The organism is Nocardiopsis potens DSM 45234 (assembly GCF_000341105.1).
GTDB lineage: Bacteria > Actinomycetota > Actinomycetes > Streptosporangiales > Streptosporangiaceae > Nocardiopsis_A > Nocardiopsis_A potens.
On sequence record NZ_ANBB01000101.1, the window covers coordinates 1 to 13,252 of the forward strand.

A 13,252-nucleotide genomic window follows, 5' to 3' on the forward strand; every position below is an offset into this window, starting at 1 on the left:
CCGGCCAAGGACGGGCGGCGGCTGGCCAACGACCCCGTCGGCTCCCGCCGCATCGGCGCACTGACGTCCGCGCTCCGCGAGTTCGCCCAGGACCTGCTCCCCGACTACATGGTGCCGTCGGTGATCGTCGGCATCGGGGAGATCCCGCTGACCTCCAGCGGAAAGCTGGACCGGCGCGCGCTGCCGGTGCCGGACTACGCCGCCCCGGTCTCGGGCCGGGCGCCGCGCACCCCGCAGGAGGAGGTGCTGTGCGGGCTCTTCGCCGAGGTGCTGGGGCTGTCCCGGGTCGGCGCCGACGACGGCTTCTTCGACCTGGGCGGCCACTCCCTGCTCGCCACCCGGCTGGCCGGCCGGATCCGCGCGGTACTCGGCACCGAGGTGCCGGTGCGGGTGCTGTTCGAGCACCCCACCCCCGCGGCCCTCGCCGCCGAACTGGGCGGCGGCACGGACGCGGCGGTCCGCACCGCGGTCGCGCCGCGCCCCCGCCCGGAGGCGGTGCCGCTCTCCTTCGCCCAGCGCCGGCTGTGGTTCCTGTACAAACTGGAAGGCCCCTCCGCCACCTACAACATGCCGCTGGCGCTCCGGCTCTCCGGCCGGGTGGACGCCGAGGCGCTGCGCGCCGCGCTGGACGACGTCGTCGGCCGGCACGAGTCGCTGCGCACCGTCTTCCCCGAGCGCGACGGCGAACCGCACCAGCGGGTCATCCCGGCCGATGAGGCGCGGATCGCCTGGCGGACCCGGGACGTCACCGAGGCGGAACTCGGTGATGTGCTGGAGGAGGCCGCCGGCCACCCCTTCGACCTGGCCGCGGAGATCCCGGTCCGGGCCGAGCTGCTGCGGCTCGGCGCGGAGGAATCGGTGCTGCTGGTGCTGATGCACCACATCGCCGGCGACGGCTGGTCGATGGGGCCGCTCGCCCACGACCTGGTGGCCGCCTACACGGCGCGGACCCGCGGCGCGGCCCCGGAGTGGGCGCCGCTCCCCGTCCAGTACGCCGACTACGCCCTGTGGCAGCGCGAGCTGCTCGGCGCCGAATCCGACCCGCAGAGCCTGCTCAACGCCCAGCTCGACTACTGGCGGACCAGGCTCGACGGGCTGCCCGAGCAGATCGCGCTGCCCGCCGACCGGCCCCGCCCGGCCACCGCCACCTACCGCGGTTCGCACCTGGAAGTGGAGGTCGGGGCCGACGTGCACCGCGCGGCGGCCGAGTTCGCGCGCGCCTCCGGCAGCACCGTGTTCATGGTGCTGCAGGCGGCCATGGCGGCGCTGCTCACCCGGATGGGCGCCGGCACCGACATCCCGCTCGGCGCGCCCGTCGCGGGCCGCACCGACCAAGCGCTGGACGACCTGGTCGGGTTCTTCGTCAACACCCTGGTGCTGCGCACCGACACCTCCGGGAACCCGCCGTTCGCCGACCTGGTGGCCCGGGTCAAGGAGACCGCCCTGGAGGCCTACGCCCACCAGGACGTGCCCTTCGAATACCTGGTGGAGGACCTCAACCCGCGCCGCTCCGCCGCCCACCACCCGCTCTACCAGGTGAGCTTCGCACTGCAGAACGTGGACGAGGCCCGGTTCGAGCTGCCCGGGCTGCGGGTCGGCGGCGAAGGGGTCAGCACCGGGGTGTCCCGGGTCGACCTCACCGTCCTCGTCGGCGAGCGGCACGGCGCGGACGGCGCCCCCGGCGGGCTGACCGCGACCGTGGAGTACTCCACCGACCTGTTCGACCGGGCCACCGTGGAGCGGCTGATGGCCCGCTGGGCCCGGCTGCTGCGCGCCGCCGTGGCCGACCCCGCCCGCCCCATCGGCCACCTCGAAGTCCTGGAGGGCGGCGAGGCGGACCGGGTGCTGGCGGCGGGGCGGGGCGCCGAACCGCGGGCCGCCGCCTCCACCCTGGCCGGGGTCTTCCGGGAGCAGGTGCGCAGCGCACCCGGCGCGGTCGCGCTCACCGCGGACGGCACCGAACTGACCTACGCCGAACTGGACGCGCGCGCCAACCGGCTCGCGCACTGGCTGATCGGCCGGGGCATCGGCCCCGAGCGGCGGGTCGGCCTGTCCCTGCCGCGCACCGCCGACCTGGTGGTGGCGATCCTCGCGGTGCTCAAGGCCGGCGGCGTCTACGTGCCCATCGACCCCTCCTACCCCGAGGAGCGGATCGCGTTCATCCGCGCCGACGCCGCACCCGCGCTGGTACTGGACGAGGAGGCGCTGCGCTCCCTCCCCGACGGGCTGCCCGACGGCGACCCGGGGGAGCGGTGCGCACCGGACAACGCCGCCTACGTCATCTACACCTCGGGGTCGACCGGCACCCCCAAGGGCGTCGTGGTCTCGCACCGCAACGTCACCGCGCTGCTGGAGACGGCGCACCGCTGGTTCGACTTCGACGGCACCGACGTGTGGGCGCTGTTCCACTCCACCGCGTTCGACTTCTCGGTGTGGGAGATCTGGGGCGCGCTGTCCCGCGGCGGCCGGCTCGCCGTGGTCCCCTTCGACGTCAGCCGGACCCCCGCGCGGCTGCTGGAACTGCTGGTCGAGCAGGGGGTGACGGTGCTCAACCAGACGCCGTCGGCCCTCTACCAGCTGCTCGCCGCCGAACCCGAGGACGGCACCCCCGGCCTGCGGCTGCGCACCGTCGTCTTCGGCGGCGAACCGCTGGACTCGGCGCGGCTGGCCGACTGGTACGCCCGGCACCCGGCCGACCGGACCCGGCTGGTCAGCGTGTACGGCATCACCGAGACCACGGTGATCGACACCGGGTACCGGCGGGAGCCGGGCGACACGACCGGGGTCGCGGCGATCGGCCGGGCCTTCCCCGGCGTCCGGGTGTACCTGCTGGACGAGCGGCTGCGGCCGGTCCCCGACGGCGCCCCCGGCGAGCTGTACGTGGCCGGCCCGGGGGTGACCCGCGGCTACATGGGCCGCCCCGGGCTGACCGCCGAACGCTACGTCGCCGACCCGTTCGGCGCCCCCGGCGAGCGGATGTACCGCTCCGGCGACCTGGCCCGGTGGAACGCCGGCGGCGAACTGGAGTTCGTCGGGCGCGGCGACGACCAGGTGAAGCTGCGCGGCTTCCGGATCGAACTCGGCGAGGTCGAGGCGGGGCTGCTGGCCCACCCGGACGTCGCCGAGGCCGTGGCGGTGGTGCGCGAGGACGAGCCGGGCGACCGGCGGCTGGTCGGATACGTGGTGCCGGAGCGGCGCGGCGGCGCCGACCTGGACCGGCTGGCCGAGGAGGCGCGGCAGGCGCTGCGGGCGCGGCTGCCGCAGTACATGGTGCCCTCCGCCGTCGTCGGACTGGACGCGCTGCCGCTCACCGTGAACGGCAAGCTCGACAAGCGGGCGCTGCCCGCGCCCGCGGGGGCGGGCCCGGCCGCCGGCCGGGCGCCGCGCACCCCGCAGGAGGAGCTGCTGTGCGACCTGTTCGCCGAGGTCCTCGGGGTGCGGCAGGTCGGCGTCGACGACGGCTTCTTCGACCTGGGCGGCCACTCGCTGCTCGCCACCCGGCTGGTCGGCCGGATCGCCGCGGTGCTCGGCGTGGAGCTGCCCATCCGGGTGCTGTTCGAGGCCCCCACGGTCGCCGGGATCGCCCGCCGGCTGGAGGTCGACGGCCAGGAGAGCGCGTTCGACGTGCTGCTGCCGCTGCGCGCGCACGGCGACCGGGCGCCGCTGTTCTGCGTGCACCCGGCGGGCGGGATGAGCTGGCCCTACACCGGCCTGCTGCCGTACGTGGACCGGGACGTGCCGGTCTACGGGCTGCAGTCGCGGCACCTCGACGGCCGGGACCCGCTCCCGGAGACCCTGGAGGAGATGGTCGGCGACTACGTCGAGCAGATCCGCCGGGTCCGCCCGGACGGCCCCTACCACCTGCTCGGCTGGTCCTTCGGCGGCCTGGTGGCGCACGCCGTCGCCGCGCGGCTGGAGGCGGAGGGCGCGGAGGTCGGCCTGCTCGTCCTGCTCGACGCCTACCCGCCGCGCGAGGCGGAGCGGGTGCTCGCCGAGCACGCGCCGGTCACCGAGCCGTCCGTCCTCTACCGGGAGCTGCTCCAGCTGTTCGACATCGACGCCGCGGAGATCGGCGAGGGCGACCTCGACCACGACCGCTTCCTGGACCTGCTGCGCACCCGGAACACGGCGCTGCGCAGCCTGGACCGCGAGCAGGTCGAGACCCAGATCGCGGTGATGATGAACAACATCCGGGTGGGCGCGGAGTTCCCGGAGGCGCAGGTCGCGGCCCCGGCGCTGATCGTCGCCGCCGGCGAAGGGCCGGACCGGGTGCTCACCCCCGATTCGTGGCGGGAGCTGCTGACCGGCCGGACCGAATTCCGCGCCGTCCACTGGCCGCACGCGCGGATGCTGCAGCCCGAACCGCTGCGCGACATCGGCCCGATGGTCGCGGACGCCCTCGACCGCGCCGACGGCCGGAGCTGAGCACCGGGCGGGCCGCCCGCGCGGCGGCCCGCCCGGCCCCGCCCGTTCCCACCCCACCTCACCCCACCACGCCCTCACGCTGGGAGAACGCCATCCTTCCCCGACCGCTGACCAACGCCCTCTACGGCCTCTACGCCACCCACGTACTGCACATGGCCGACCGGCACGGCGTGTTCGCGCACCTCGCCGCCGGACCGGCCACCGCCGCCGAGACGGCGGCCGCGCTCGGCCTCGACCCGGACACCCTGGAGCGGCTGCTGCTGGTCCTGGAGGCGTTCGAACTCGTCGAGCGCGACGACCGGGACCGCTATGGGCTCCCCGTCGAACTGGCCCCCTACCTGGACCGTGGCGGGGACCGGCACATCGGCGCGATGAGCGCGCACATGGTCAACGGCGCCGCCGCCCAGCTGGGCCGCCTCGACGCCTACCTGACCCGCGGCAAGGCGGCGGTCGACGCCGACCTCCCCGCGCCCTTCGACGTCATCTACGCCACCCCGGAGTCGACCCGGGAGTTCCTGGACGCCATGTGGCAGATCGGCTTCGACGTCTCCGCCGAACTGGTGCGCCTGGCCGACCTGGGCGGGGTGCGGCACCTGGTCGACGTCGGCGGCGCGAGCGGCGCGTTCTGCGTCAGCGCGCTGCGCGCCCACCCCGGGCTCGCCGCGACCGTGTACGACCTGCCGCAGGTCGGCCCCTACCTGGCCGAGCGCACCGAGGAGTACGGCCTGGCCGGGCGGCTGGAGTTCGCCCCCGGCGACTTCTTCCGGGCGGCGGAGCTGCCCGAGGCCGACTGCCTGGCCTTCGGCTACATCCTCTCCGACTGGACCGACGACACCTGCCGGGAGCTGCTCGCCAAGGCCCACCGGGCGTGCGCCGACGGCGGCCGGGTGCTGGTCATGGAGCGGCTGTTCGACGAGGGGCGGCGCGGCCCGCTCGCGACCTCGGTGATGAACCTGTCGATGCACGTCGAGACCGAGGGGCGGCACCGCACCGCCGGCGAGTACGCGGACCTGCTGTCCGAGGCCGGGTTCGGCGACTGCCGGGTGCTCCGCTCCAGCCAGGACAAGCACCTGGTGGTCGGGTACAAGACCCGGCCCTGAGACGCGCCCCCCGCCCCGCACGACCCCCGAGACACCCCACCCGATACGGCGGTGAGTGAACCATGGAACGGATCCGTGCCCCGCGGTCCCTGTCCGACGAATGCGAAGAGGCCATCCGGCTCCAGGCGGCCGGCGGCCGCCTCGCCCTGAGCGGGCGCGACCGGCGGCGCCTGGCCCTGCTGCACGCGGCCGCGTCGGCCGGCACCGGCGAGGACGACGAGGTCCTGGCCCTGCTGACCCGCTCGTTCCGCACCGGGCGGCCGATCCCCGCCTACTACCGCTACACCGACCTGCACGCCTTCGACTGGTTCCTGCGCCGGCACGGGGACCCGGTGCCCGCGGCGGCGGTGGCGCTGGACGCGGTGCTGGCGGAGCTGGCCGGCATCGAGGAGCGCCACGCCCGGGAGGCGGCGCCGGTGCCCGAGGTCATCGCGGAGCGCATCGCCCTCCTGGCCGAGCTGCGCGCCTGGATCGCCGACCTCCCGGTGGACCCGGGCGCCGGGGCGGCGCTGTCCGGCGCCGCCGCGGCCGCCGCGGCCGACCCCCGGACCGCGCTCGGGCTGGACGTGCTGCGCCGCGGCACCGGCTTCCCCATGTCGGACCGGCACGACGAGCACGTCTTCCTCCGCTCGGTGCACGCCTGCGAGCTGGTGTTCTTCCTGATCCGCCGGGCCGCGCTGCACGCGGTCCGGGCGATCGCGGCGCCCGGCGCCGACCGGAAGGAGGCGCTGCACTGGCTCGGCGCCCTGGGCCGCTACGCCGAACTGCCCAACCGGATCTTCGCGGTGCTGCGCACCCTCACCCCCGCGTCGTTCATGGAGTTCCGGGAGGCCACCGGCGACGCCAGCGCCGTGCAGTCGCTCAACTACCACCTGATGGAACTGGTGCTGTACGGGTTCGACCCGGAGAAGGAGGAGGTGCTGCGCCGCTTCGAGCACCTGAGGCCGCTGGCCGAGCCGCCGCTGCGGGACGCCTTCCCGCTGCGCGCCGCGGTCGCGGCGGACGGCGGCGCGGAACTGGCCGCGGCGCACGCGGCGGCCGAGCGCCCGCTGCTCGCCTGGCGCGGCCGCCACTACGGCTTCGGCCGCCGCTACCTCGCCGACGTCGAGGGCTCCGGAGGCACCGAGGGCGCCGCCTACCTCAAGCGCTTCGTCGCGAAGGACTACCCCCCGCCCACCCGCCCGACCCCCGAACCGGACCCCCTCGCCGCCTTCGGCCACCGCTGACCGCCGCCCCGGCCGGGGAGCCTCCACCGCCCCCGCACGGACTTCCCGGCCGGCACCAGCGTGCGATCCGGAGCACCAGGCCGGCCCGCCGGGCCGAGCCCGACAGCCCCGCCCCCTGGAGGCGTACGCCCCTGTGCCGCGAGCGGGGCGGGCGGCGCGGGGACGCCGCCCCGCGCGGTCGGGGCCGGCGGTCAGAGGGCCGGGACCTCGGGGGCGCCTCCGGGGGCGTGCAGCAGCGCCTCGGGGAGGTAGTCGGAGGCGACTTCGAGCCGCCAGCCGTGCGCCTGGACCGCCAGGGCGGCCAGTGCGATCACCCCGACCGGGAGCAGGGTCCCGGGTGCGGCGTCTCCGTCGGCCTCCATCGCTTCGCGGTGGCGCACCAGATGCTCGGCCAGGGCCCGCTCGAACGCGGCCCGGTCGTCCTCCAGCAGCACGCGCAGCAGGCGCTGCTCGGGGCTCAGCCCGCCGGCGGCGTCCAGCCCCCGGGCGGCCCGGGCGCGCTCTTCGGCGCCGGGCCTGCACAGCACGCTCCGGGGGCGGCCGGGGCGGGCGCCGCCGCCGTCCAGGTAGATGCGGAGCGCGTCCATCTGCGCCAGGCCGGCCGGGTCCGGTTCGGGCTTCATCCGCGCGTAGGGCAGCCCCTCGTGGAACTGGGGCGCGAAGTCCTCGCGCAGCAGCGGGCCGATCATCCGGACCGGTTCCCAGAGGACGCGGCCGACCAGGCACATCGCGAACGCCTCGGCCCAGAGGCCGGGGCTGGGGGCCAGGTCGATGCCGTACTCGAGGGTGATGTTCTCCTCGGGGTCGTCGTCCATGTTGGTGAGCCGGCCGTAGACGAGCGGGAAGGGGATGTCGAAGTCGCCGTCGGGGAAGAGGCTCCGGTCCAGCGCGCCGAAGCAGGCCTCGGCCGCGGTGGCCAGCACCTTCCGGGTGAAGGCGGGGTCGGAGGCGAGCGCGGGGTCCTCCACGGAGCGGGCGGCCACGTGGTCGAAGAGGTCGCGTCCCATCGCCCGCATCGCCTGCAGCCCCGACGAGTTGTACCTCAGGCCGATGTAGTGGCGGTCGGCCCGCTTCTCAATGTCCGCCAGGGCCTGGGCGATCCGGTCTTCGCCGACACTGTGGCGCTCGATCCGCTGCACGTTTCCGCTCTCCGTCCTCTGGGCCGCGTGGCAACGGCGTGCACACTATCGGCACCCGCGGACGTTCCCGGCGGATGGGGCCGGGCGCCTCCGCCCGGGCCCGCCCGCCGGTGGGCGGGCCCGAGGCGCGGCCGCCGGCGCCGCGCTCACCCGAGCGGCCGGACCGCCTTCGTGCGGCGCAGGCTCGCGGAGATGAGCCTGTGCCGTGCGCGGTCCGGAGCCGGCTGCGCGGGGGACTCCCGCAGATCACGGTTCTCGCCCGCGTCCGGGCCCGCGGCGAAGGCCTCCGAGCGGACCATGGCGGCGGTCTCCGTGCGGCTCGGCAAGGTCATTGCTGTCACTCTCCTGCAATCCCCGAGGGGGTCCCGGCCCGCCCTGATGCGGACCCTCATCCATGACGACGCGGGCGAGGACGGCCTATGACGCGATATGCGGCGGAAACAGAGGAAAGTTCCCGCCTCCGGCCGCTGGGCGGGAGAGGCGGCCCGCCGGATGCGGAAAGGGGACCCGGGAAACCCGGATCCCCTCTCTGAGCCGCGTCGGGACGGCGGGATTTGAACCCACGACCCCTTGACCCCCAGTCAAGTGCGCTGCCAAACTGCGCTACGTCCCGTGTGTCCGCCGCGGCGCCCTGCGCCGCCTGCCGACAGGGACGACTCTACCGTACTTTCAGGGGTTCCCGTGACGTGTGCGCGGGCGGGAGGCGGTGCCGGAGCGTCGCTCTGCGTGATCATGGTCGTGACAATGCGCGACGTGCGAGGCATGATGAAGCATGGAGCGAAGCAGGGAACAGCAGGTGGCGGTGCTCGACGCCCTCGGGCGGGGGGTGCTGCCGCGGCAGGCGCGGTTCGTGGCCGCGGTGTCGCGGAGGTACTCCAAGGACGAGCTGGAGACGCCGGGGCAGCGCGAGACCGCCTCGGCCGCGGGGCGGACCTCGGTCTCGGAGGAGATCGAGGAGCGGTGGCCCGGGGCGCCGTTCGCGGTGCGGTGCGGGACCGCGGGGGAGTTCCCCGGCGCGGTCCCCGGGGCCGACCCGGAGGACGAGGTGGTGATCGGCGTCGTCTACCGGATGACGGAATGAATCGGAAACAGGACGAGCAGGTCACATACGGGTGTCGAGCGGAGCGCTCCGGTTGCGGCGGGCGGTGGTTTCGAAGCAAGGTGGGGCGTCGAACCCGAGGCAGGCCGCCAGGGGAGGGCGAGGGGAGCCCGGCGGACGGGCGACGGGGGCGCCGGGGGCGCACTCGCCGGAGGAGTCCCGGAGGGGCCGGGGCCGAGGGGCGGCGGACGAACGACCGCAACGGGGGAGAAGAGCATGTTCGAGATGCCTGAGGTCACGCTCGGCAACGGGGTCCGGATGCCGCAGCTGGGGTTCGGCGTCTGGCAGGTGGGCGGCGACGAGGTCGTCGGCGCCGTCGGCACCGCGCTGCAGGCCGGGTACCGCAGCATCGACACCGCGGCCGCCTACGGCAACGAGGAGGGCGTCGGCGAGGCGCTGCGCCGCTCCGGACTGCCCAGGAACGACGTCTTCCTCACCACCAAGCTGTGGAACCGCGACCAGGGCTACGACTCGACGCTGCGCGCCTTCGACGCGTCGCTGTCCCGGCTGGGGGTCGAAGAGCTCGACCTGTACCTGATCCACTGGCCGCTGCCGATGCGCGACACCTACGTGAGCAGCTGGAAGGCCCTGGAGCGGCTCTACGCCGAAGGGCGGGTGCGCGCCATCGGCGTCTCCAACTTCAACGCCCCGCACCTGGAGCGGGTGATGGAGGAGGGCGGCATCACGCCGATGGTCGACCAGATCGAGCTGCACCCCGCGCTCACCCAGGCGGAGCTGCGGGCGTTCAACGCCGAGCACGGCATCGTCACCGAGGCGTGGAGCCCGCTCGGCCAGGGGAACCTGCTGGACGACCCGGCGATCGCCAAGATCGCCGAGGCCTACGGCAAGACGCCCGCGCAGGTGATCATCCGCTGGCACCTGCAGCTGGGCAACGTGGTGATCCCGAAGTCGGTCACCCCGGAGCGGATCCGGTCCAACTTCGACGTCTTCGACTTCACGCTGAGCAGCGCGGACATGGAGGAGGTCTCGGGGCTGGACGCCGGCCGGCGGTTCGGCCCCGACCCCGACTCCTTCGACGCGGACTGAGAGCGGGCGCGGCTGAGGGCGCCTCCCGGTCCGGGAGGCGCCCTCAGCCGTTCTCTCAGGCCAGTTCGCGGCGCTTGCGGGCGGAGGCGAGAACGGCCTCCGGCCCCTTGCGCGCGATGCGGAGGGAGTAGACGGCGAAGCCCCCGAAGATCGAGACGGGGACCGCCATGATGAGCGCCAGCGCGACAAGGCCGGCGATTCCGAGTTCACCCATGGGGCCCATGATAGACGCCGGTCCGGCGCCGGCCCCGGCGGGAGCGCGCCCGCACCGGCCGGGTGCGGGCGCGCGGGGCGGTGCTCAGACCATCCCGAAGACGAACCCGCCCGCGGACTCGGTGTCGTCGCCGAAGAGGAACTCCCGGGCCGACTGGATGAACTCCTCGCGGCCGATGGACCCGTCGCCGTCGGTGTCCAGTGCCTTGAACCGGGCCTGCGCGGTGTCCGCGGCGGCGCCGAGGACCTCCGCGTACCGGAGGTACTCGGCCTCGCTGATCGAGCCGTCGCCGTCCTCGTCGAGCAGGTCGAACACCGCGTCGGCCAGGCCCTCGGTCGCGTTGAACCGGCTGCCGTCCTCGGCCACCGCGCGCATGGCCCGGACGAACGCCTCCCGGTCCGGGAGGCGGGACCCGGAGAGCCCCGAGTGGCGGAGCAGCTCCACCCAGAGCATCTGGTAGGAGGCGCGGAGCGCCTGCGCCGTGCGGTCCTCGGCCTCCAGGGAGTAGCCCTGCGCGCAGCGGTCGACGAGGCGCTGGTAGTCCCCCCAGTCGATGGCCCCGTCGCCGTCGGAGTCCAGCGTGTCGAAGAGCCTGCCGAACCGCTCGGTGATCGCGGCGGCGGAAACCGTCTCCACGGGCGTTCCTCTCGTCTTGCCGGGCGGGCCTCTCCCGCCCCGTGGTCCTTGGAGTCTCCCGTGGCGCAAGGGGTTCCCGGTAATCGCCGCGGGTTTCGCGGCCGGTGTGCGGCGGTCCGTCCGGGTTCCGGCCGGTGCGGCCGCCGCGGGGCCCGCCGACCGGTTCATGTCGGATTCGTGACGGGGGTCATGATCGAGTGATAGCGTGCGCCACATGGAGAGCGCCGCGCGGATCGCCGTGGTGACCGGCGGGGCCGGCGGGATCGGCCGCGCCGTGTGCGCAACGCTGGCCCGCGCCGGGCTCCGGGTCGTCGCGCTGGGGCGCGACGCCGGCCGGCTCGCCCGGCTCGAACGCGACCTGGGCGGTTCGGGCGTGCGCGGGGCGGTCTGCGACGCCGCCGACGAGGAGCAGGTGGAGCGGGTGCTGGCCGGGCTGGACGGCCCGGTGGAAGTGCTGGTGAACAACGCCGGCGCGGCCGAATCGGCGCCGCTGCACCGCACCTCGCTGGCCTCCTGGAACGAGCACTTCGCGGCCAACGCGACCACCGCGTTCCTGCTCACCCGGGCGGTGCTGCCCGGCATGCGGGAGCGGGACCGCGGCCGGATCGTCGCGGTCGCCTCCACCGCCGGGCTGGTCGGCGCCCCCTACACGGCGGCCTACACCGCGGCCAAGCACGCCATGGTGGGCCTGGTCCGGGTGACCGCGGCCGAGCTCGCCGGAACCGGGGTGACCTGCAACGCGGTCTGCCCGGCGTTCGTCCGCACCCCGATGACCGAGCGGTCGGCGGCCCGGATCGCCGAGCGCACCGGGCGCAGCGCCCAGGAGGCCGAGCGCGCGCTGGCCGGCGCCGCGCCGCTGGGCAGGCTGGTGGAGCCGGAGGAGGTCGCCGCGGCCGTCGGCTACCTGGCCTCCGAGGCCGCGGGCTGCGTCAACGGCCAGACCATCGTCCTCGACGGAGGAGGCGTCCAGCAGTGAGCCCGTTCCGCGCGTCCGCGCCCTTCACCGACTCCTGGGAGCACTTCGACCTGTCGCTGCGCGGCGGCGTGGCCACGGTGGAGTTCACCCGGCCCGACCGGCTCAACGCGCTCACCTTCGACGTCTACGCCGACCTGCGCGACCTGCTGCTGGAGCTGCCGCACCGGGACGACGTGCGGGCACTGGTGCTGCGCGGCCGGGGCCGCGGCTTCTGCTCCGGCGGGGACGTGGACGAGATCATCGGCGCCACCCTGGAGATGGACCCCGACGGCCTGCTCGACTTCACCCGGATGACCGGGGAGACGGTCCGGGCGATGCGGGAGTGCCCGGTGCCGGTGATCGCGGCGGTGCACGGGGTCGCCGCCGGCGCCGGGGCGGTGCTGGCGCTGGCCGCCGACTTCCGGCTGGTGGAGCGCTCGGCCCGGTTCGCGTTCCTGTTCACCCGGGTCGGCCTGGCCGGCGGCGACATGGGCGCGGCCTACCTGCTGCCCCGGGTCGTCGGCCTGGGCCATGCCACCCGGCTGCTGATGCTGGGCGACACCGTCGGCGCCGAGGAGGCCGACCGGATCGGCCTGGTCAGCGAGCTGGTGGAGGACGGCGGACTGGACGGGGCCGCGGCGCGGCTGGCCGAGCGGCTGGCCACCGGCCCCGCGTTCGCTTACGCCCAGACCAAGGCGCTGCTCTCCCGGGAGCTGGACATGGGGCTGTCCGCCTCGGTCGAGCTGGAGGCGGTCACCCAGGCGCTGCTGATGAAGACCGAGGACTACGCCGAGTTCCACGCGGCGTTCACCGGGAAGCGCGAGCCGGAGTGGAAGGGGAGGTAGCCCGTGGCGGAGGAGCGGACGGAGGCGACGGAGGCGGAGGTGCGCACCCCGCACCGCCTGGTCGAGGCGGAGGGGCTGGCGCCGGCCGTGGGCTTCGCGCACGCGGTGGTGCCGGCCGCTGGGCGCACGGTCCACCTGGGCGGACAGACCGCCCAGCTGCCCGACGGGTCGATCGGCGGCGGAGGCCTGCGCGGCCAGTTCGATCTGGCGATGGCGAACATGGTCGCCGCGCTGCGCGCGGCCGGCGGCGAGCCCGGCCACCTGGTCTCCCTGATGGTGTACACCACCAGCGTGCCCGACTACCGGGCCGACCTGAAGGGCATCGGCGCGGTCTACCGCCGCCACCTGGGCCGGCACTACCCGGCGATGGCGCTGTTCGGGGTCGCCGAGCTGTTCGACCCGGAGGCGCTGGTGGAACTGGTCGGCACGGCGGTGGTCCCGGAGTAGGGCGGGGCGGGCGGGGGAGGGGCGCGGTCCCCGGTCCCCTGGGGCCCGGGGACCGCCGCCGCCGTCGGTGCGGTGCTCCGGGCCGCTGCGGGACGCGGTCAGGCCGACTTCTCCTCCGG

12 protein-coding genes and 1 tRNA gene are annotated in these 13,252 nt (G+C 75.2%); 8 read left to right on the plus strand and 5 right to left on the minus strand.

Annotated features, from left to right (window positions below):
- From D459_RS33320 to D459_RS33325, 3 genes are all read left to right on the plus strand, one after another.
- Positions 1-4,425: amino acid adenylation domain-containing protein (locus D459_RS33320; RefSeq protein ID WP_017596654.1), on the plus strand; the 4,425-nt coding region annotated here is incomplete at its 5' end.
- Between the two features lie 92 nt (positions 4,426-4,517).
- A complete protein-coding gene (locus tag D459_RS0129820; protein WP_026120884.1) occupies positions 4,518-5,525 on the plus strand; it encodes a methyltransferase in 1,008 nt (335 codons plus the stop codon).
- Between the two features lie 62 nt (positions 5,526-5,587).
- Entirely contained in the window at positions 5,588-6,751 is a 1,164-nt protein-coding gene (locus D459_RS33325; RefSeq protein ID WP_017596656.1) for a tryptophan 2,3-dioxygenase family protein, read from the plus strand.
- A gap of 191 nt (positions 6,752-6,942) precedes the next feature.
- Here the strand turns inward: D459_RS33325 and D459_RS0129830 are convergent, their stop codons facing one another.
- The 3 genes from D459_RS0129830 to D459_RS0129845 form a co-directional block, all read right to left on the minus strand.
- Positions 6,943-7,890, minus strand: coding sequence for an immunity 49 family protein (locus tag D459_RS0129830; RefSeq protein WP_017596657.1), 948 nt, complete (start codon positions 7,888-7,890; stop codon positions 6,943-6,945).
- Positions 7,891-8,036: 146 nt separating this feature from the next.
- Positions 8,037-8,222 (minus strand): hypothetical protein, encoded by a 186-nt coding sequence (locus D459_RS35700; protein ID WP_152523162.1) that lies wholly within the window; start codon positions 8,220-8,222, stop codon positions 8,037-8,039.
- Positions 8,223-8,429: 207 nt separating this feature from the next.
- Positions 8,430-8,503 (minus strand) — tRNA-Pro (locus tag D459_RS0129845).
- Positions 8,504-8,662: 159 nt separating this feature from the next.
- Here D459_RS0129845 and D459_RS0129850 point away from each other — a divergent pair.
- The gene (locus D459_RS0129850; RefSeq protein WP_051065587.1) at positions 8,663-8,971 is read left to right on the plus strand and encodes a hypothetical protein; all 309 of its coding nucleotides are present in this window, start codon (positions 8,663-8,665) and stop codon (positions 8,969-8,971) included.
- Positions 8,972-9,205: 234 nt separating this feature from the next.
- The gene (locus D459_RS0129855; RefSeq protein WP_017596661.1) at positions 9,206-10,036 is read left to right on the plus strand and encodes an aldo/keto reductase; all 831 of its coding nucleotides are present in this window, start codon (positions 9,206-9,208) and stop codon (positions 10,034-10,036) included.
- A gap of 55 nt (positions 10,037-10,091) precedes the next feature.
- On the opposite strand, the gene D459_RS36320 is transcribed toward D459_RS0129855, so the two are convergent.
- Positions 10,092-10,250, minus strand: a complete 159-nt coding sequence (locus D459_RS36320; RefSeq protein WP_169558479.1) for a hypothetical protein — start codon at positions 10,248-10,250, stop codon at positions 10,092-10,094.
- An 84-nt stretch (positions 10,251-10,334) separates the two neighbouring features.
- On the minus strand, positions 10,335-10,886 hold the full coding sequence (locus tag D459_RS0129865; protein WP_017596663.1) for an EF-hand domain-containing protein: 552 nt from the start codon (positions 10,884-10,886) through the stop codon (positions 10,335-10,337).
- A 214-nt stretch (positions 10,887-11,100) separates the two neighbouring features.
- Between D459_RS0129865 and D459_RS0129870 the strand changes: the two genes are divergently transcribed.
- The 3 genes from D459_RS0129870 to D459_RS0129880 are packed head-to-tail and all read left to right on the plus strand — an operon-like array spanning position 11,101 to position 13,133.
- Positions 11,101-11,862: an SDR family NAD(P)-dependent oxidoreductase gene (locus tag D459_RS0129870; RefSeq protein WP_017596664.1), complete on the plus strand. Its 762-nt coding sequence runs from the start codon at positions 11,101-11,103 to the stop codon at positions 11,860-11,862.
- Positions 11,859-12,686 (plus strand): enoyl-CoA hydratase family protein, encoded by an 828-nt coding sequence (locus D459_RS0129875; protein ID WP_017596665.1) that lies wholly within the window; start codon positions 11,859-11,861, stop codon positions 12,684-12,686. Before D459_RS0129870 ends, D459_RS0129875 begins: the two co-directional genes overlap by 4 nt.
- Before the next feature lie 3 nt (positions 12,687-12,689).
- Entirely contained in the window at positions 12,690-13,133 is a 444-nt protein-coding gene (locus D459_RS0129880; RefSeq protein WP_017596666.1) for a RidA family protein, read from the plus strand.
- Positions 13,134-13,252: the final 119 nt, after the last annotated feature.